This is a genomic window from Acuticoccus mangrovi, from assembly GCF_016411865.1.
Classification (GTDB): domain Bacteria; phylum Pseudomonadota; class Alphaproteobacteria; order Rhizobiales; family Amorphaceae; genus Acuticoccus; species Acuticoccus mangrovi.
Genome location: NZ_JAEKJA010000033.1, coordinates 1 through 17,416 on the forward strand (window position 1 = coordinate 1; position 17,416 = coordinate 17,416).

18 protein-coding genes and 1 tRNA gene are annotated in these 17,416 nt (G+C 69.4%); 8 read left to right on the forward strand and 11 right to left on the reverse strand.

Annotated features, from left to right (window positions below; translation table 11 throughout):
* The 3 genes from JCR33_RS23095 to JCR33_RS23105 form a co-directional block, all read left to right on the forward strand.
* Positions 1–237, forward strand: a 237-nt coding sequence (locus JCR33_RS23095) for a sterol desaturase family protein (protein ID WP_198884511.1), incomplete at its 5' end; no start/stop codon positions are given.
* Positions 238–340: 103 nt separating this feature from the next.
* Complete coding sequence (locus tag JCR33_RS23100; RefSeq protein ID WP_198884512.1) at positions 341–1,231, forward strand: sulfurtransferase; 891 nt, start codon at positions 341–343, stop codon at positions 1,229–1,231.
* A 104-nt stretch (positions 1,232–1,335) separates the two neighbouring features.
* Positions 1,336–2,259 carry a pirin family protein gene (locus JCR33_RS23105; RefSeq protein WP_198884513.1) on the forward strand — a complete coding sequence of 308 codons (924 nt, stop codon included), beginning with the start codon at positions 1,336–1,338 and terminating at the stop codon, positions 2,257–2,259.
* A gap of 42 nt (positions 2,260–2,301) precedes the next feature.
* Here the strand turns inward: JCR33_RS23105 and JCR33_RS23110 are convergent, their stop codons facing one another.
* Positions 2,302–3,180 (reverse strand): PhzF family phenazine biosynthesis protein, encoded by an 879-nt coding sequence (locus JCR33_RS23110; RefSeq protein WP_198884514.1) that lies wholly within the window; start codon positions 3,178–3,180, stop codon positions 2,302–2,304.
* Positions 3,181–3,231: 51 nt separating this feature from the next.
* Between JCR33_RS23110 and JCR33_RS23115 the strand changes: the two genes are divergently transcribed.
* Entirely contained in the window at positions 3,232–4,044 is an 813-nt protein-coding gene (locus JCR33_RS23115; protein ID WP_198884515.1) for a lytic murein transglycosylase, read from the forward strand.
* Positions 4,045–4,061: 17 nt separating this feature from the next.
* Positions 4,062–4,823 (forward strand): SDR family NAD(P)-dependent oxidoreductase, encoded by a 762-nt coding sequence (locus tag JCR33_RS23120; RefSeq protein ID WP_198884516.1) that lies wholly within the window; start codon positions 4,062–4,064, stop codon positions 4,821–4,823.
* A 5-nt stretch (positions 4,824–4,828) separates the two neighbouring features.
* Here JCR33_RS23120 and JCR33_RS23125 read toward each other — a convergent pair whose 3' ends face one another.
* From JCR33_RS23125 to JCR33_RS23135, 3 genes are all read right to left on the reverse strand, one after another.
* Positions 4,829–6,046, reverse strand: a complete 1,218-nt coding sequence (locus JCR33_RS23125; protein ID WP_198884517.1) for an MFS transporter — start codon at positions 6,044–6,046, stop codon at positions 4,829–4,831.
* Entirely contained in the window at positions 6,043–6,396 is a 354-nt protein-coding gene (locus JCR33_RS23130) for an ArsR/SmtB family transcription factor (protein ID WP_198884518.1), read from the reverse strand. The genes JCR33_RS23125 and JCR33_RS23130 overlap by 4 nt, the downstream gene beginning before the upstream one ends.
* Before the next feature lie 106 nt (positions 6,397–6,502).
* Positions 6,503–7,018 (reverse strand): Dps family protein, encoded by a 516-nt coding sequence (locus JCR33_RS23135; RefSeq protein WP_198884519.1) that lies wholly within the window; start codon positions 7,016–7,018, stop codon positions 6,503–6,505.
* A 374-nt stretch (positions 7,019–7,392) separates the two neighbouring features.
* On the opposite strand from JCR33_RS23135, the gene JCR33_RS23140 reads away from it, so the two are divergent.
* Positions 7,393–8,601: an MFS transporter gene (locus tag JCR33_RS23140; RefSeq protein WP_198884520.1), complete on the forward strand. Its 1,209-nt coding sequence runs from the start codon at positions 7,393–7,395 to the stop codon at positions 8,599–8,601.
* 16 nt (positions 8,602–8,617) lie between these two features.
* Here JCR33_RS23140 and JCR33_RS23145 read toward each other — a convergent pair whose 3' ends face one another.
* From JCR33_RS23145 to JCR33_RS23170, 6 genes are all read right to left on the reverse strand, one after another.
* Positions 8,618–10,915: a molybdopterin-dependent oxidoreductase gene (locus tag JCR33_RS23145; RefSeq protein ID WP_198884521.1), complete on the reverse strand. Its 2,298-nt coding sequence runs from the start codon at positions 10,913–10,915 to the stop codon at positions 8,618–8,620.
* Positions 10,916–11,099: 184 nt separating this feature from the next.
* Positions 11,100–11,855 carry an alpha/beta fold hydrolase gene (locus JCR33_RS23150; RefSeq protein ID WP_332461258.1) on the reverse strand — a complete coding sequence of 252 codons (756 nt, stop codon included), beginning with the start codon at positions 11,853–11,855 and terminating at the stop codon, positions 11,100–11,102.
* Between the two features lie 174 nt (positions 11,856–12,029).
* On the reverse strand, positions 12,030–13,058 hold the full coding sequence (locus JCR33_RS23155) for a VOC family protein (RefSeq protein ID WP_198884523.1): 1,029 nt from the start codon (positions 13,056–13,058) through the stop codon (positions 12,030–12,032).
* A 30-nt stretch (positions 13,059–13,088) separates the two neighbouring features.
* The gene (locus JCR33_RS23160; RefSeq protein WP_198884524.1) at positions 13,089–13,907 is read right to left on the reverse strand and encodes an ABC transporter permease; all 819 of its coding nucleotides are present in this window, start codon (positions 13,905–13,907) and stop codon (positions 13,089–13,091) included.
* A complete protein-coding gene (locus JCR33_RS23165; protein ID WP_198884525.1) occupies positions 13,904–14,692 on the reverse strand; it encodes an ABC transporter ATP-binding protein in 789 nt (262 codons plus the stop codon). The genes JCR33_RS23160 and JCR33_RS23165 overlap by 4 nt, the downstream gene beginning before the upstream one ends.
* 38 nt (positions 14,693–14,730) lie before the next feature.
* Positions 14,731–15,843 (reverse strand): ABC transporter substrate-binding protein, encoded by a 1,113-nt coding sequence (locus JCR33_RS23170; RefSeq protein WP_198884526.1) that lies wholly within the window; start codon positions 15,841–15,843, stop codon positions 14,731–14,733.
* Between the two features lie 136 nt (positions 15,844–15,979).
* On the opposite strand from JCR33_RS23170, the gene JCR33_RS23175 reads away from it, so the two are divergent.
* The gene (locus JCR33_RS23175) at positions 15,980–16,699 is read left to right on the forward strand and encodes a GntR family transcriptional regulator (protein WP_198884527.1); all 720 of its coding nucleotides are present in this window, start codon (positions 15,980–15,982) and stop codon (positions 16,697–16,699) included.
* 41 nt (positions 16,700–16,740) lie between these two features.
* Complete coding sequence (locus JCR33_RS23180) at positions 16,741–17,157, forward strand: RidA family protein (RefSeq protein ID WP_198884528.1); 417 nt, start codon at positions 16,741–16,743, stop codon at positions 17,155–17,157.
* Positions 17,158–17,323: 166 nt separating this feature from the next.
* Here the strand turns inward: JCR33_RS23180 and JCR33_RS23185 are convergent.
* Positions 17,324–17,398 (reverse strand) — tRNA-Gln (locus JCR33_RS23185).
* Positions 17,399–17,416 lie beyond the last annotated feature (18 nt).

The following is a 17,416-nucleotide window of genomic DNA, read 5'->3' on the forward strand; positions in this document are numbered from 1 at the left end:
GGCAAGTCGTCCCGCTACCCCTCGCCGGTGGTGTGCGTGACCTTCCACGACATGCATCACTCCACCTACAACTACAATTACGCCAACCACTTCTCGTTCTGGGACCGGGTGATGGGCACGCTCCATCCGGAATACGACGCCTCCGTGGTGCGCATGGAGGAGAAGATCGCCGGCCATCACCGCAAGGCCGTCGCCGCGGTCAAGGGCGAAGAGATGCAGGGCTCCAACCCCGCCTGAGCGCCGAGGGGGGTGGCACTCTGCGTGCTATGCCACATATAGCGCCCGAGTGACGAGAGGAGCGGGCAGGCCCCGAGCCGAAGCCCGCCAGCGAGGAGATCCCATGTTGAAGCGACTGACCATCGCCGCGGCCGCCGCGGCGTTTGCCATCACCAGCGCCCACGCCGCCGCCCCCTGGAAGAAGCTGATGAGCCCCGACGAGCTCAGCGCCGCCATGGCGGACGGTGACGTGACCATCGTGGATATCCGCGACCCCAAAGCCTATGCCACCGTCCACTTGCCGGGTGCCGTCAACGCCCCCTACCCCTCCTGGCGCGGACCCGCCGACAACCCCGGCGAACTGCTCGACGACGCCGCCCTCACCGCGGTGATCCAGGGCGCCGGGCTCGATCCGGAGGATCGCGTGGTCATCACCCACGCCGGCACCGACCAGACGGATTTCGGCGCCGCCGCGCGCGTCTACTGGACGCTGAAGTCGGCCGGCTTCCCCGAGCTCGCCATCCTGAACGGCGGCGTGCGCGGCTGGGTCGCCGCCGACAAGCCGCTGTCGGTCGATCCCACCACCCCCACCCCGTCCACCGGCACCTACTCGCTCTCCGACGAGTGGCTCGCCGACCGCGACGAGATCGCCGACATCGTCTCCGGCAAGCAGGACGCCGCCCTCGTCGACGCCCGGCCCGAGGCCTTCTTCAAGGGCGAGAAGAAGCACAAGGTGGCTGTGAAGGCCGGCACGCTGAAGGGCGCCAAGGACTTTCCCTACGCCTCCTTCTTCAACGGATCGGACACCGAAGTGGTGGACGAGACGGAGGCTCGCGCCATCCTCGCCAACGCGCCGGTGGGTTCCGAGACGGTGAGCTTCTGCAACACCGGCCACTGGGCGGCGACCAACTGGTTCGCGATGTCGGAGCTCGCCGGCAAGGACAACGTGAAGCTCTACCCCGAAAGCATGGTCGGCTGGGTGAAGGGCGGCGGCGAGACCGTCACCGGCAAGTAGCCGGCGGACGCTCCCTTTCGGCCGGGTCGAAGCGTACGGCTTCCGGTTTCGGCGGGACCCGGGCACACTCCTCGCGTCGCATCCGACGACGCGAGGAGGCCAGCATGAGCTATGTTCCCTGCCCCGACCCCGCCCCCGGCGACGCGGCGGCGGCCGACGCGATCGAGACCATCATCGTTTCCCGCTCCCGCGATCTCGGCGGCTTCGAGGTGCGCCGCGCCCTGCCCTCGCCACGCCGGCGCATGGTCGGCCCGTTCATCTTCTTCGACCAGATGGGCCCCGCCGAGTTCGTCGTCGGCGAGGGTATCGACGTGCGCCCCCATCCGCACATCAACCTCGCCACGGTGACCTATCTCTTCGACGGCGAGATCATGCACCGCGACAGCCTCGGCACCGAGGTGCCGATCCGGCCAGGCGCGGTGAACCTCATGACCGCCGGTCGCGGCATCGTCCACTCCGAGCGCACCGCGCCGAGCGAGAAGGCCAAGGGGCCGCACCTCTTCGGCCTTCAGACCTGGGTGGCGTTGCCCCAGGCGTTCGAGGAGATGGACCCCGCCTTCGCCCACATCGGCGCCGACGATCTGCCCATGGTGCACGACGGCGGAACGGCCGCCCGGCTGATCGCCGGCAGCGCCTGGGGCGCCACCTCGCCGCTCGAGACGAAGTGGCCGATGATCTACGCCGACATCTCGCTCGACCCCGGCGCCTCGATCCCCATCGATGCCGAGCAGGAGGAGCGGGCGATCTACACCGTCAGCGGCGAGATCATGATCGGCGGCGTGCGCCACGAGCCGGGCGCGCTCCTGGTGCTGCGGCCGGGCGACCCCATCACCATCACCAACGTTGGCGTGGGGCCTGCCCGCTCCGTGCTCGTGGGCGGCGCCACGATGGACGGGCCGCGCTACATCTGGTGGAACTTCGTCTCCTCCCGCAAGGAGCGCATCGAGCAGGCGAAGGCGGAGTGGAAGGCCGGCCGTTTCGACAGTGTGCCCGGCGACGCCGAGGAGTTCATCCCGCTGCCGGAGTAGCGCCCGTGCAGGGCGAGCCGCCCGCCACGCCCGGGCGGCACGCTAGGCGTGGAACACGCCCTCGGCGACGAGCACCGCCTCGCCGGACAGCTCCACCCGGGCGAGCGCTCCGGCCTCGACCTCGAGGCAGAGGGTGACGGCCGAGGGTCGACCCATCTCGATCCCTTGCGCGATGGCGATCGACTGCAGACCGTCGGGCAGCGCCTCCGCCGCCATCACCACCGCGGCGAGGGCCACCGCGGCCGACCCCGTCGCCGGATCCTCCTCGATGCCGCCGAGGGGAGCGAACATCCGCACCTGGAACCCGCCCGCGTCCTTCGGCGCGAAGACGTAGACGGACTGCCACCCCGCGCCGAACTCGGCGAGAGCGGCGCGGTCGAGGGCGATGCGCGAGAGCGCCGAGACGTCCGCCACCGGCACCATGGTGAAGCCGGGGCCCGACGTCGCCCGACACGGCCGATAGGAGCCGAAGCCGATGTCCGCCTCGGCGAGGCCGAGGGCGCACGCGAGCGTCGCCATCCCGGGCGCCCCTTCGACCACGGAGGGCAGGATGGGGGCATCGAACGCTGCCGCGCCGGCCGCCGCGTCGTGCGTCACGGCGCAGCGCACGAGGCCGCCGGGCAGCTCCAGCGTGACCATCGCCAGCGCCTCCGCCGCACGGCGGGACAGGGCGACCGCGCCCCCCACCGTCGGATGACCGGCAAAGGGCAGCTCGTGCGCCGGCGTGAAGATGCGCGCCGCCGCCGTGTGCGCGGGGTCGGACGGGGTCAGCATGAAGATCGTCTCCGAGAGGTTGAATTCCTGCGCGATCTTCTGCATGCGCACCGGAGCGATGCCGTCGGCGTCGAACACCACGGCCAGCGGATTGCCCGCGAGCGGGGTGGCGGTGAAGACGTCGAGAATCTGATAGGGATAGGGCATCTGGGCGGGCCTCCGGTCGTCCGCCCATAGCACTCTCATGGAGCGGCGCACATGGCGAATTGGCGGCTGCGGGTGATCGCGGCGACCCTGGCGGCCCTGACGAGCGTCGGCGCCGCCGCCGCGCCGTGCGGCAACACGTCGGCCGGGTTCGCCAACTGGCTCGCGGCGTTCAAGCGGGAGGCGGTGGCCGCCGGCATCTCGCCGCGCACGGTGGAGACGGCGCTCTCTGGCGTCACCTACTCCAAGCGCATCGTCGGCTACGACCGCAACCAGAAGTCCTTCCGCCTCAGCTACGAGGACTTCTATCGCCGCCGTGTCGATCAGAACATGATCCGTCGCGGGCGGGCCTATCTCGCCAAGAACGCCGCCATGATCGGCCGGATCGAGCAGCGCTACGGGGTGCCCGGCGCGCTGGTCGTCGCGATCTGGGCGCTTGAGACGGGCTTCGGGCGCGACATCGGCAACCTGTCGATCATCCGCTCCCTCGCCACCCTCGCCTACGACTGCCGGCGGAGCGACTTCTTCACCGCCGAGCTGCTCGCCGCCCTCGAAATCATCGACGACGGCGACATGCGCGTCTCGGAGATGAAGGGGGCCTGGGCGGGCGAGATCGGCCAGACGCAGTTTCTCGCCACCCGCTACGTCGCCTACGCCGTGGATTTCGACGGCGACGGGCGCCGCGATCTGGTGCGCTCGGTGCCCGACGCGCTCGCCTCCACGGCCAACTGGTTCCGCCGCAACGGCTGGCGCCCCGGCGCCCCGTGGGACGAGGGCACCGCCAACTATGCGGTGATCGGCAAATGGAACCGCGCGACGGTCTATCAGCGCACCATCGCGGCCCTCACCACCGAGCTCGCCCGCTGACGCCTGCGCCGAAAGCAATGGCCAGGCTCGCCGTCGTCACCGGCGGCAACACGGGGATCGGGCGCCACCTCGCCCATGGCTTCGCCGGTGCTGGCTTCGACGTCGCCGTCTCCTACAAGGCCCGGCCGGAGCTCGCCGAAAGCCTCGTCGGCGAGATCGAGGCGGCGGGCGGGCGCGCCCTCGCCATCGCCGCCGACGCCGGCGACGCGGCGGAGGTCGCCGCCTTCTTCGACCGCGTCGAGGCGACGTTCGGCGCCGCCGCCGACGTTCTCGTCAACAATGCCGGCATCCAGACCTGGTCCTCGCTTCTCGACCTCGACGTCGCCGACTGGGAGGCGGTCATTCGCACCAACCTCACCGGCGCCTTTCTCAACACCAAGGAAGCCGCGGCGCGGATGGTCGCCGCCGGCAAGGGCGGGGCGGTGGTGAACATCGGCTCCGGCTGCAACCGCCACGCCTTCCCGCGTCTCGTCGACTACGGCGCCTCGAAGGGCGGCATCGAGCAGTTCACCAAGTCGGCGGCGGTCGACCTCGGCCCGCACGGCATCCGGGTGAACTGCGTCGCCCCCGGCGCGATCCTCAACGAGCGCACCATGGCCGAACAGCCCGACTATGCCGGCGCCTGGGCGAAGATCACCCCGCTCCGGCGCGTCGGCACGGCGCAGGACGTCGTGGGGCCCGTGCTGTTCTTTGCGAGCGACGCGGCTCGCTTCGTCACCGGCCAGACGCTGTTCGTCGACGGCGGCGTGTTCACGCAGGCGAACTGGCCGGCAGGGTAGCCGCCTCAACCCGCCTTGCGCATCCGCCCGGTGGTCACCACCAGAACCAGCACCGCGCCGGCATTGACCGCGGCAAGAGCGAGGAGCAGAGCCAGCGTGGCGTGGGCGCCACCGAGCGTCATCGCCAAGGCGGCGACCGCCGGGGCAAGCGCCTGGGCGATGAGGCTCGGCATCGCGAGCCGACCCATGAGGCGGGCATAGCCCTCCGCGCCGAAGAGGGCGAGCGGCAGCGTCCCGCGTGCAATCGAGAACACGCCGTTGCCCGCCCCATAGGCCATCAGCGCCAGCGCCGGCAGCATCGCCTGGGCGAAGAGCAGGCCGATCCCCATCGCTACGAGGAACACCCCGGCGGTCATCGTCCAAATCGGATGGTAGCGGCCGCCGCCGAGCATCTCGACCACCCGCGCCCCCACCTGTGCCGGGCCGACGAGCGCGGCGAGGCCGACGGCGGTGGCGAGCGGCAACCCGCTCTCCTCGAGGATCGTGATGAGGTGCACCGACCACGTCGCGGAGACCGCCCCCGCCGTCGTCACGATGGCGGCGAGGAGCAGGAAGACGCCGATCGGCGCGCCGCCCGCCGTCCGCCGCTCGCGCCGCTCCGGTGCCGGCTGCGGCCGCCGCACCTCCTTGGGCAGGACGAAGAGCTGCAGGGGAAGCGTCACCAGCAGGTGGAGGACGGCGTAGGCGACGCACGCGCCGCGCCACCCCACCCCTTCGACGAGGAAAGCCGACAGCGGCCAGGCGATCGTGCTCGCGAAGCCGCCCCAGAGGGTGAGCGTGGTGATCACGCCGCGTCCGCGCATTCCGTAGAGCCGGCCGAGGGTGGAGAAGGCGGCGTCGTAGAGCCCGGCTCCCATGCCGAAGCCGAGCACCAGCCAGGCCGCGAAATAGACGGCAAGGTTCGGCGCCGCCGCGAGCGTCAGCAACCCGACGACGAGGGCGAGCGTGCTCGCCACGAGGACCGGCCGTCCGCCATAGCGGTCGATCAGCCGGCCCACGCGCACCGACACCAGGCCCGACACCAGGAGCCCCAGCGAGAGCCCGCCGACGATCAGCCCGTAGCGCCAGCCCGTCGCCTCCGCGATGGGCCGCGCGAGCACGGCGAGGAGGTAGTAGGACGAGCCCCACGCGAGGATCTGGGTGACGCCGAGCGCGGAAACGACCCTGTGCCGCCCGGCCCAGAGGGTCGCTTCGGACGGTGCCGCCGTGCCGACTGCGCTCATGCCCCGCCGTCGCCCTCAGCGACGCCGCACTCGGCATCGCCGTCGCCCTCGGCGGCGCGGCAGCCGGCATCGGCGCAGCACTCGTCGGCGAGAAAGCCGATCAGCGCATCCATCGCGCGATAGTGGGCACGGCAGATCAGCGTCGTCGCCTGCCGCTCCTGGGTCACGAGGCCGCGCTCCACCAGGCGCCGCAGGTGATGGGAGAGAGTAGAGCCCGCAAGCCCGAGACGCTGCTGCAGGCGGCCCACCGGGAGCCCGCCGTCGCCGGCCCGCACCAACGTGCGATAGACCTCGAGCCGGGTCGGACTCCCCAACGCCTCCAGCTGTCGCGCGGCTAATTCGATATCCATCGAAATAACCTTCGACACGATCGCACACCCGCTGTCAAACGATATTTCGATAGAACTCGAAACAAGATATCGGCGGGGCCGGCACGCGACCTCCCCGCCGGTCTGCTCAGGCCTTGCGGGTGATCTCGAAGAGGAACCACGCGCGCCGCTCGGCCTGATCGATCCACTCCTCGAGGGCGCTGGTGGAGGCGACGTCGTTGTGCGCCTCGCACACCCCGTGAGCGGAGCGAAGGATGCCGGTGAGCTGGCGATTGTCTTCGGCGAGCTCAGCGAGCATGTCCTCCGGCGTCACGAAGTCGGCGTCGTTGTCGGGGATGCGCTGGATGCGGTGGATGTGGCCGATCGAGCGCAACGTGGTGCCACCCACCTTGCGCGCCCGCTCGGCGAGGGCGTCGGTGGTGGCGAAGATCTCGTCGGAATGCTCGTCGAGCAGCAGATGGTAGTCGCGAAAGTGCGGGCCCGACATGTGCCAGTGGAAGTTCTTCGTCTTCAGATAGAGGGCGAACATGTCGGCGAGAACGCCCGTCAGCGCCGCGGCGATATCCTGCGCGGCATTGGATCCGAGGGCATTGGGAGTGTGGAGGGGCGCCTGACGACGCTCGCGGGGCGTGGATTCGGTCATCTGAAGTCTCCGTTCTGCCAGCCGGGCGCTTGCCCGAGGCGGATCCGTCGCCAGAGTGCCTCGGTCATATCGCGGCTCGCCCGACCAGCATAGGAGAATCTAGAGCCTCATGTCCTTGCGGCTATGAGCGTACATATCAGCTCTGCTCCCACCGCAGCTCACCGCGTCCTCGCTCGCCGCCCCCGCTCGCCGGCGGCGCCGGTCCATTCGTTTCTGCGGCGCACAGGTCTCTTGCCGGCGACCACATTCCGGAAACGGCCGCACGCGACTAGTGTGCGTCGCGATGCTCCGGCGCGAGCCGGGGCACCCCACCTTTGGCCCGCCGCTCGCAAACCGAGCTCCGGGGCACCCGCATCAACCGTCATGGGAGCCGGATGTCCGATCGCCGATCCCGGCCGCTTGCTGGCTTCACGCTTGCGGCCATCGCTCTCGTGCTGCTCGCCAGCTCGGCCCCGACCCCGATCTATGCCCTCCTGCGCGAGCGGTACGGCATCTCGGTCTTCGACCAGTCGGTCCTTTTCGTCAGCCACACGACGGGCGTCCTCGTCTCGCTGTTCGGCTTTCGTCGCCTCGTCGAGCGCCTCACCGACCGCTACCACGCGCTGATCGCCGGCACGGTGCTGTGCCTCGTCGGCGCGCTGGTGTTCGCCGCAGCGACGGGCTTCCCGATGGCTCTCGGCGGGCGGATGACGATCGGCATCGGCGGTGGCCTCATCAGCGGCTCGGCGACGGCCGCCCTGATGGCGATCTGGGGACCGGCCTCCTACCGCCGCGCCGCACTGTTGGTGACGATCGCGATCACCGCCGGCTCGGCCGTGGGACCGGCCGTCACCGGCTTCTTCCTGGCCGCCGATCTCGCCCCGACGCGGGCGCCCTTCCTCGTCAGTGCCGCGGCCGCCCTCGTCGTGCTTCTCGGGCTCGTCTTCTCGCCGCGCCCGCCGGCGCAGCCTCGACCCGCGAAGCTGGCGCCCTCGGCGGTCACCGGCACCAGCATGAGCCTCGGCCGGCTGATCGGCACCTACGGCACCGGCGTCGGGCTCAGCTGGGCCTGCCTCGGCAGCGTCCTCACCCTCAGCCCCAACGTCGCGCTCGACGTCTTCGGCTTCGACACCGCGACAGTCGCCGCCTACGCCATCGCCGCGGCGCAGGTGACGGCCGGCGTGTTCCAGATCCTCGGCACCACCGGCACGCCGCGCATCTCGTTCGTGTGCGGCATGATCGTCCAGGCCTCGGGGCTCGCGACGCTGGTGCTTTCTGTCGTCCTCGTCAGCCCCCTCCTCGCCGGCGCCGGGCTTCTTCTGATGAGCGCGGGCTACGGCCTCGCCTTCGTCGGGGCGGCGGCGACGGTCAACCAATTCGCCCCGCCGCACCGCCTCGTCAGCGCGACGTCGTTCTTCTATCTCCTCGCCTACGGGGGCAACTTCACGCCGCTCGCGATCGCGGCCTACGCCGATGCGGCCGGCCTCGCTCCGGCGATCGCCGTCTCCTTCACGGTGATCTGCTGCCTCCAGCTCGCCGTCGCCGGACTGGGGCTCGCCAATCTGCGGCACGGCGAGATCGTCCCCGCCGGCCGCCTCGCCTGAGGCGCCCGCCCGCCCGTCAGCCGAGGCCGCGCGGGACGAACTCCGGCGGACGGGACACGCGGACCTCGGGCAGCTCTCCCGTGTAGCGCTCCACCTCCACGAGCACGCTCTGCGCCGCCGGCGCGCACGACAACGCCGACGTGCCGAGATCGTGGGTGAGGACGTTGACGTTGCCGTGGACGTCGAGGCTGCCGCCGCCGTCCACCGGATCGTACCAGGCGCCGGTCGCCATCTGCACGACGCCCGGCCTGATCGCAGCGCTCGTCAGAAGACCGGCGAGGCAGGCGCCGCGGTCGTTGTAGACGCGCACCACGTCGCCGTCGGCGAGGCCGCGCTCGGCCGCGTCGGCGGGGTTCATGCGCAGCGGCTCGCGCCCGTCGATCTTGCTGTCGCGCGCCTCGCCCAGCATGTCGAGCTGGCTGTGGAGGCGGGTGCGAGGCTGATTCGAGATGAGGTGCAGCGGCAGCCGCTCGGCGAGGGGAGCGCCGAGCCACTCGCGCGGCGCGATCCACGTCGGGTGGCCGGGGCAGTCCTCGAGGCCGAAGCCCGCGATGGTCGCACTGGCGATCTCGATGCGCCCCGACGGCGTCGCCAGAGGATGGCGCTCGGGATCGGCACGGAACTCCGCCATCGCGACGTGCGGCGTCTCCTCCTCGGGAAGCTCCACCAAACCGCTCGACCAGAACGCGTCGAACGGCGGCAGCGTCACGCCGCGAGGCACGTTCGCCGCGCGCGCTTCCTCGTAAAGATGCGCCAGCCAGGCCATCTCGTCCCGCCCCTCGGTGAAGGCCTCGGCGAAGCCGAGCCGCCGCGCGAGATCGGTGAAGATCGCGAAATCGTCCCGTGCCCCCGCGAAGGGCGGGACCACCTGGCGCATCACCGTCATGAAGCGGTCGCGCGAGTTGGACGCGATGTCGTTGCGCTCGAGCGTCGTGGTGGCGGGCAGGACGATGTCGGAGAAGCGCGCCGTCGACGTCCAGCTGATCTCGTGCACCACGATGGTGTCCGGCCGCTGGAACGCGCGCACCAGGCGGTTGAGGTCCTGATGATGGTGGAAGGGGTTGCCCCCCGCCCAGTAGATCAGCCGCGTCTCGGGCAAGGTGATCTCGCGGCCGTTGTAGCGCAGCTCGGCACCGGGATTGAGGAGGAGATCGGCGATGCGGGCCACCGGGATCGTGCTCTTCGCCGGGTTCGGCGGCGCCTTGAGGTTGACCGCCGACACCCGCCGCCCGGTCGAGCCGATGCCGTTGGTGGCGCCGTAGCCGAAGCCGATGCCACCGCCCGGAAGACCGATCTGGCCAAGCATCGCCGCGAGCGCGATCGCCGCCCAGTAGGACTGCTCGCCGAAGTCGGCGCGCTGGATCGACCAGCTGAGGGCGATCATCGTGCGCTGCCGGACCATCGCGCGGGCGAGGCTGCGGATCTCCTCGGCGTCGATCCCGGTGATCGAGGCCGCCCAGTCCGCGCCGAAACCGCCCGGACGCCCTTCGATGAGGTGCTGCGCGAAGGTCTCGAAGCCGACGCAGTGGGTGGCGAGAAAGTGCCGATCGTGGAGGTCCTCCACGACGAGCGTGTGGGCGAGGGCGAGAATGAGCGCGGTGTCGGTCCCGGGGCGGATCGGCCACCACTCCCCCTTCTGCCAGTCCCCGACATCGTCGCGGATCGGGCTGACATTGACGAGGCGCATGCCGCGCTCGGCCGCCGCCGCCGTCCAGTGGCGCAACGTGTGGTCGCCGCAGCCGCCCGACTCGATCTGCGCGTTCTTCCAGGGCGTCCCGCCGAAGGCGAGCATCAGCTCGGTGTCCTCGGCGATCGAGCGCCAGCTCGTCGCCTGGCCCGTGAGCACCTCGTTGCTGCCGAGGATGTGCGGCAGCAGCACCATCGCCGCGCCGTAGCTGTAGTTGTTGACCTGGTCGGTGGCGCCGCCGAAGAGGTTGATGAAGCGCTTCAGCTGGGTCTTCGCATGGTGGAAGCGTCCGGCGCTCGCCCAGCCGTAGGACCCGGCGAAGATCGCCGTGTTGCCGTGCTCGGCCCGCACCCGCGTGAGCTCCGCGGCGAGGAGGTCGAGCGCCTCGTCCCACTCGACCTCGACGAAGGGCTCGCGGCCGCGCCCTTGCGGATTCGCCCCCGGCCCATGCTCGAGCCAGGAGCGGCGAATGGCCGGCCGACGCACGCGCAGCGGACTGTCGTAGAGCTCGGCGAGGCCGCGCAGCACCGGGCTCGGGTCGCGGTCGCGCTCGAACGGGGTCAGGCTGACGCGCCCGTCCTGCGCCTCGGCGCGGAAGGCGCCCCAGTGGGAGTTGGACAGCGTCATGGGCCTCTCCGCAGGTTCGAACGGGCGCGATGCCCGGGGGCATTCAGATATGATCCATGCCCCGATCGGCCGGCCGCCTCAAGCGCGAAGCGGCCGGCAACCGTCAGAGCGTGCAGGATAATCCTGAAATGCGCCGAACCGACGGCTCGACGACGCCGCGCGTCGCGTGGGCGTCCAGCCGCGTCTACGACGCGAGGAACGCCGCCATCTCGCTGTGGAACTCCTGCGGATGCTCCATGTAGGGGACGTGGCCGCACGCCTCGAGGACGACGAGGCGACTGTCCGGAATGCGCCGGTTTCCCGCCTCGTGCGATTCGACCGTGGCGCGGATGTCGTTCCGCCCGGTGATGATGAGCGTCGGAACCGAGATCATCTCCAGCCGCGGCCGCGCCTGCCCCTCGCCCGAGGCGAGCGAGTCGATATAGGCGGCGAGGATCTCCTTGAACGCCGCGAAACGATCCGGCAGCGCATAGGAGATCAGCTGGGTGAGGAGGATCTCTTCGGCGACCGAGGCCGGATCGGCGCAGATGTTGGCGATGCGCGTGCGACAGCTCTCGAGCGTCGGGGCGGCCATCGCGCCGCTCGCATTCTCCAGAATCTTGAGGAGCGCGGTCCGCTGCTTGTCGGGCTCCTGGAAGGTGCCGCCGCTGCCCACGATCACCAGCTTGCCGACGCGCTCCGGCGACGACAGGGTCATGAGGCTCGCGATTAGCCCACCATAGGACGAGCCGACGACGGTGTAGCGCGCGTCGGTCTCGCCGTCGATCAACGCCGTCAGATGCTCGGCGAACAGGGTCTGCGGCGTCCGCCCGGCCAGCGGAATGTGGTCGGAAAAGCCGTGCCCGGGCAGATCGACGGCAATCACCCGATGGGTCTGCGCCAGTACGTCGATGTTGCGGTAGAAGATATCGGCCGAATGCCCGATGCCGTGGATGAGCACGACCAACGGCCCCGCCCCGGCCTCGAGAAGTCGCGTGCGATATCCCCCGGACCACACGAACCTAGCCCTCATCGCCCTGTCTTTCTTCCTTCGAGCCACTGATGCGCGCCGCGAGGAGGCGGCCGTCGTCGCGGCCCCTCCCCGTCGTCGATCGGCGCGGCCGCGCCGACGGCGCTACGCCACGTTCGACTTGGCGGCGGCGGTCATCTTCTTCAGCCGGGCGACCTCCTCGACGATCGACGCGCCATGCTCTTCCAGGAGGCGGCTCGCGGGCTCCGTGGAATAGACGAGCGGGATGCCGTCGGGGTCGAGGACGACGAGCGCACCGCGGTCGCCGTCGCCGATGACCGTCGCGTTGATGCCCTGCGCCCGGAGCGCCGCGAGCGACGTCGCGATCGGCTGACCCTCGTGCACCTGGACCCCGCCGAAGAGGAGCCGCACGTCTGGCACCTCGTCGGTCTCGACGAGGCAGACGTCGCAGCGGCCGGGCTCCGCTCCGCTGAGGACGGCGATCTTGTCGGCCTCGTTGATGGAGGTGACGCTCATGCCGAGCTTTTCGGTGTAGTAGGCGACCGACGCGGCGAGATCCTTCACCGGCAGCCCCGCGTAGGCGACGTTGCGGGCGCGGATCGGCGCGCTGCCGCTCTCGAAGAGCTCGGCGGCGGGGCCGCCCTTGCGCTCGGCGAACGGCTCGCTCGCGTCGGGGTCCCAATCGCCGCTGATCAGCTCACCGACATTGTTGGCGTAGACCGCCTGCCAATCGTCGGTGACGTCGGCGTAGAACTCCAGCGTGAACCCGTTCAGCTCGCTCAAATAGAGGCTATGGGCGATCAGATGATCGGTGGTGCGATTGATCTTCAGGCCGCGTTCCTGGGCACGGTGGTAGGAGTCGACGAGCTGCTTCTCGGTCTCCATCTCGAAGCCCAGGTGGTTGAGCCCCGGATAGCGGCCGCGCCCCGACGAGGCCTGCACGTGGCCGCCCCGTCCGATGCGGGCCTTCTCCATCGTCTCCATGAGACCCAGATCGTGATGGGTGTTGCCGTTGCTCATGAAGATCATCGAGATGCCGGGCTCTCTGAACACCTCCTTGAACCCGCACACGTCGGCATAGAACTTCCCCGATCGCTCGAGGTCGCTGACGAAGATGTTGAGGTGGGCGAGTCGATAGGGGGCGAGCAAGATGGAATTCGATGTCGTGGACATGGATTGTCTCCAACGAAACGGGGTGAACTCTCAGTGGGCTGCGGCGGGGCGGCCCGTCGGGACGGCCGCGGTCGACCGTCGCCGCGAGACGTGCCAGGGAACGCAGGCGTGCTCCGCCATTTCGACCAGGTAGAAGAGCAGTGTGCCGGCCACCGCGAGCAGGATGATCGCGGCGAACACGCGGCTCGTATCGAAGCTTGCCTGCGAGGAAATGATCACGTAGCCGAGCCCGCTCTGGGAGGCGACGAACTCGCCGACGATCGCCCCGATGAAGGCGAAGGAGATCCCGACCTTGAGGCCGGCGAACACGCTCGGCAGCGCGTGCGGGAAGCGGATCTTCCACAGCATCTGCCGGCGGCTGGCGCGGAAGGACCGCGCGAGGTCGAGCATGTCGGGATCGGTCGACTTGAGGCCGAGCACCGTGTCGATGACGATCGGGAACAGCGCGATCATCAGCGCGACGGCGATCTTCGGCTCGATGCCCGTCCCGAGCCACAGGACGAACAGCGGGGCGAGCGCGACCTTCGGGATCGCGTTCAAGGTGACGAGGACGGTATAGAGCGTCTGCTCGACGAAGCGCGACGAGACGATGCCGATCGCCATGACGATGCCCAGCACGACGGCACCGGCGAAGCCGAGCGCGGTCTCGAGCAGCGTGTGCAGCGTGTGGCCGACATACCAGCCCGGATTGCGCCAGAGCTCGACGAGCACGTCGGACACCGGCGGCAGCAGGAACGCCTTGATCCCGAACAGGCGGACGACGCCCTCCCACACCGCGAGCATCGCCAGGATCACCAGGACGACGTTCGCGACGCGGCCGGCGCGGGAGGACCAGAAAGTCGACGTCATGTGCCGCTCTTCTTCATGATGCCCAGAAGCTCGAAGGTGGAGCGGAGGCGACGGGTGTAGCCGGTGAATTCCGGCGTCTCGCGCAGCGCCAGCGTGCGCGGGCGCGGCAGGTCGATGTCGACGACGTCGGCGATGCGCCCCGGTTGCCGCGCCATCACGATGACGCGGCTCGACAGGAACACCGCCTCGGCGATGCTGTGGGTGATGAAGAGCACCGTCTTCGACGACTTCTCCCAGATCCGCTCGAGCTCCATGTTGAGCTCGTCGCGCGTGATCGCGTCGAGGGCGCCGAACGGCTCGTCCATCAGGAGAAGTTCCGGATCGAGGAGCAGGCCCCGGCAGATGGCGACGCGCTGGCGCATGCCGCCGGAGAGCTCCCAGGGGTAGCGCGAGCCGTAGCCGTCGAGCCCGAGATCGGCGAGGAGTTGCAGGGCGCGTGGCCGCCAGTCGGCACGGTTGAGCCGGCGGAATTCCGCCGGCAGCAGGACGTTGTCGAGAACGGTCCGCCAGTCCAACAGGACGTCCCGCTGAAACACGAAGCCGGTGTTGGCCGGCGGCTGGCGGACGGCCTCGCCGGCGATCTCGACGGTGCCGCCGGTGATGGGCTCGAGGCCCGCAACGCACTTGAGCAGGGTGCTCTTGCCGCAGCCGGAGGGGCCGAGAATGCTGACGAACTCGCCCTTGTGGACATCGAGATCGATGCCCTGAAGGGCCGTCACGTCGCCCCGGCCCGACCGGTAGACCTTGTCGAGCCCCGCGAGGTGGATGTAGGGCGCCGCCGTCATCTGATTCGCGAGACTCTTGTGTTGAACGGCGGGGCGGCTCATTTCGGCGAGAATTCCGTCGTGTACATCTCGCTGGCCGTGGCCGACGCGGGGATCAGCTCCAGGCGCTTCAGCGTCGCGACCGTCTCGTCCCAGTCGGCGGCGCTCATGTAGCCGACCGGCTTGCCCTTGCTGTCCTCGGAGTCGAGGAACTTCGCGTGGCTCTCGAACATCGCGAGGGTCGTGTCGTAGTCGAGCCGTGCGTCGGGCCGCAGCTCGATGATCGCCTTCACCGCTTCGTCGGCGTGACCGTCGATCGCATACTGATAGGCGCGCGAGGTCACCTCGACGAAGGCTTTGAGCGCGTCCGCCTTGTCCTCGATCGTGGCGTCGTTGGCGATCAGCCCGAAGTCGAGGATCTTCTGGCCGAAATCGTAGAAGCTAACCGTCTCGATCTCGTTCTTGCCGGCGAGCAGCCCGAGATAGTAGGGCACCGGGCCGACGGCGGCGTCGCCCTTGCCGCTGAGGACGCTCGAGACCTTGGCGGAGGAGTCGACGCCGACCATCTTGACGTCGGAGAGCGACATGCCGCCCGCCGTGAGGAAGCCCTGGAAGACCTGCGCTTCGATCGAGCTGGTGTTGTAGAGTATCTCTTTGCCGCGGAAGTCGGCGGGCTCCTTCAACGTGCTGCCCTCGCTGAGGATCAGCCCGTAGATGTTACGGTGCAGGATGCTGGCGATCGCCTTCACCGGAACGCCCTTCGCCACCGCGATCGCCATCGCGCCGAGCGAAGTGAAGCCGACATCGGTCTGTTCGGCGCCCACCAGGTTGATGGTGTTCGCGGTGCCCTTGCCGTCCCGGATGGTCAGGTTGACGCCGGCGTCTTCGTACCAGCCATTCTTGAGCGCCAGATAGAACGGCGCGTGGAACCCGTGCGGCGCGAACTCCGTCGTGAGGGTGAGGTCTTCGAGGGAAGAGTCCGCATGTGCCGACCAGCCGAAAACCGAGGCCAGAGCGCAGACGCCAAACGCAACCAGGTATTTCGAGTTCATCGTGGCTGTATCCTTCCAGGCCAGGCGCGGGCGCGGCATCGAGGTCCGTCCGAGGGACGATCGATTGTCGACGCCGATTTTGAATACAAAATTGCAGCCACTGGAGACCGGGTCAATCACGATTCGTTCGAATCGTTCCGCAAACGAGCGCAAATTATAGGCTTATATTGCCTAGATTCAGGACAGCGTGGCATCTGGCTTGCAAGTTCGGAGGCAGCCTTGTATTCAATTTTCGCGGCAAGCTAGGAACTTCTCGATGAGCGCGACCGATCCCTCTGGCACGCTGGGCGACACTGCGGCACGCGGCTTCTATCCTGAGATGGTCTACCAGCGCCTGCGGCTCGACATCCTCAACGCGACGTTCGAGCCCGGCACGATCCTCCGGCAGCAGGAGCTCGCCGAGCGCTACCAGGTGAGCCGCGTTCCCCTTCGCGAGGCGATGACCCGGCTCACCGCGGAGGGGATGCTCATCCTGCGCCCCCGCCGCGGCTACGCCGTGATCTCGCTCGAGCCCGATCAGATCGTGGAGGTGTTCGAGCTCCGCGCGGTCATCGAGGAGCACGCCGGCTACGTCGCCGCGAGGGCGCGCACCAAGGACGATGTCCGACGTCTCGACGCGCTGATCGTCGCGATGGAGGCGCTCGATCCGGCGTCCGCCCGCTACGTCGACGACTGGTCGAGCCTCAACTACGATTTCCACGTCTGCCTCGTCGGCTCGACCCGGCGCGAGCGGCTCGCCCGCACCGCCGCCGCGCTCCGAGACACCGTGGAACCCTACATCCGGATCGAGAGCCGGCTGACCGGCGACATGAAGCACGCCGAGCGCGAGCACCGGGAGATCGCGCAAGCCTTCAAGGCGGGAGACGCGACCAGCCTGGCGGCGCTGTGCCGGCAGCACGTGGAGCACACGGCGCAACGCCTGCTGCGCCAGATCAGGCAGCGCTCCGCCGCGACCAGCCCGACCCACCTCTCCTGACAACGACCCGACCCATCGGCAACCAGAAAGGCCTTCACTGCATGTCTGCCGCTGAATATCTCAATCCGCCCGGCCTCGCTCCCGCTCAGGGGGACTATTCGCAGGCCGGGACGGGCAACCCGAACACATTGGTCTTCGTGGCAGGCCAGCTGTCGGTCGGCACCAACGGCGACGTCGTCGGGGTGGGCGACTTCGCGGCGCAGTTCGAGCAGATCTTCGCCAATCTCGGCGCCCTGCTCAAAAGCCTCGGCCTCGACTTCTCGTCCGTGGTCAAGTTCACCACCTTCCTCACTGACGAGAACGATCTCGACGCCTTCATGAAGCTTCGCGCCGAAGCCTTCCCCAAGATGTTCCCGACCGCCGACTTCCCGCCCAACACCCTGCTGATCGTCAAGCGCCTGGTGAAGCCGGAGTTCCTTCTGGAGGTGGAAGCCGTGGTGACCCGCGCCCCGGCCTAGCCTCCCACGGGCCGGGCCCCGCCGCAGGGGCTCGGCGACGCCCGCCACAGGTGCATCTCGGAGGGGCCGGCACGGCGAGAGCCGCGCGCGACCTCTCCGCCCCTCACGAAGGGCGGCCGTGCGTTGCGGCTGAAGCGTCGGAGGGGCCCGCGCCCGGAACGGGGGTTGGCTGGGGCGGCTGGATTCGAACCAGCGCATGGCGGTACCAAAAACCGCTGCCTTACCGCTTGGCTACGCCCCAATCGGCCCCTGATCTAGC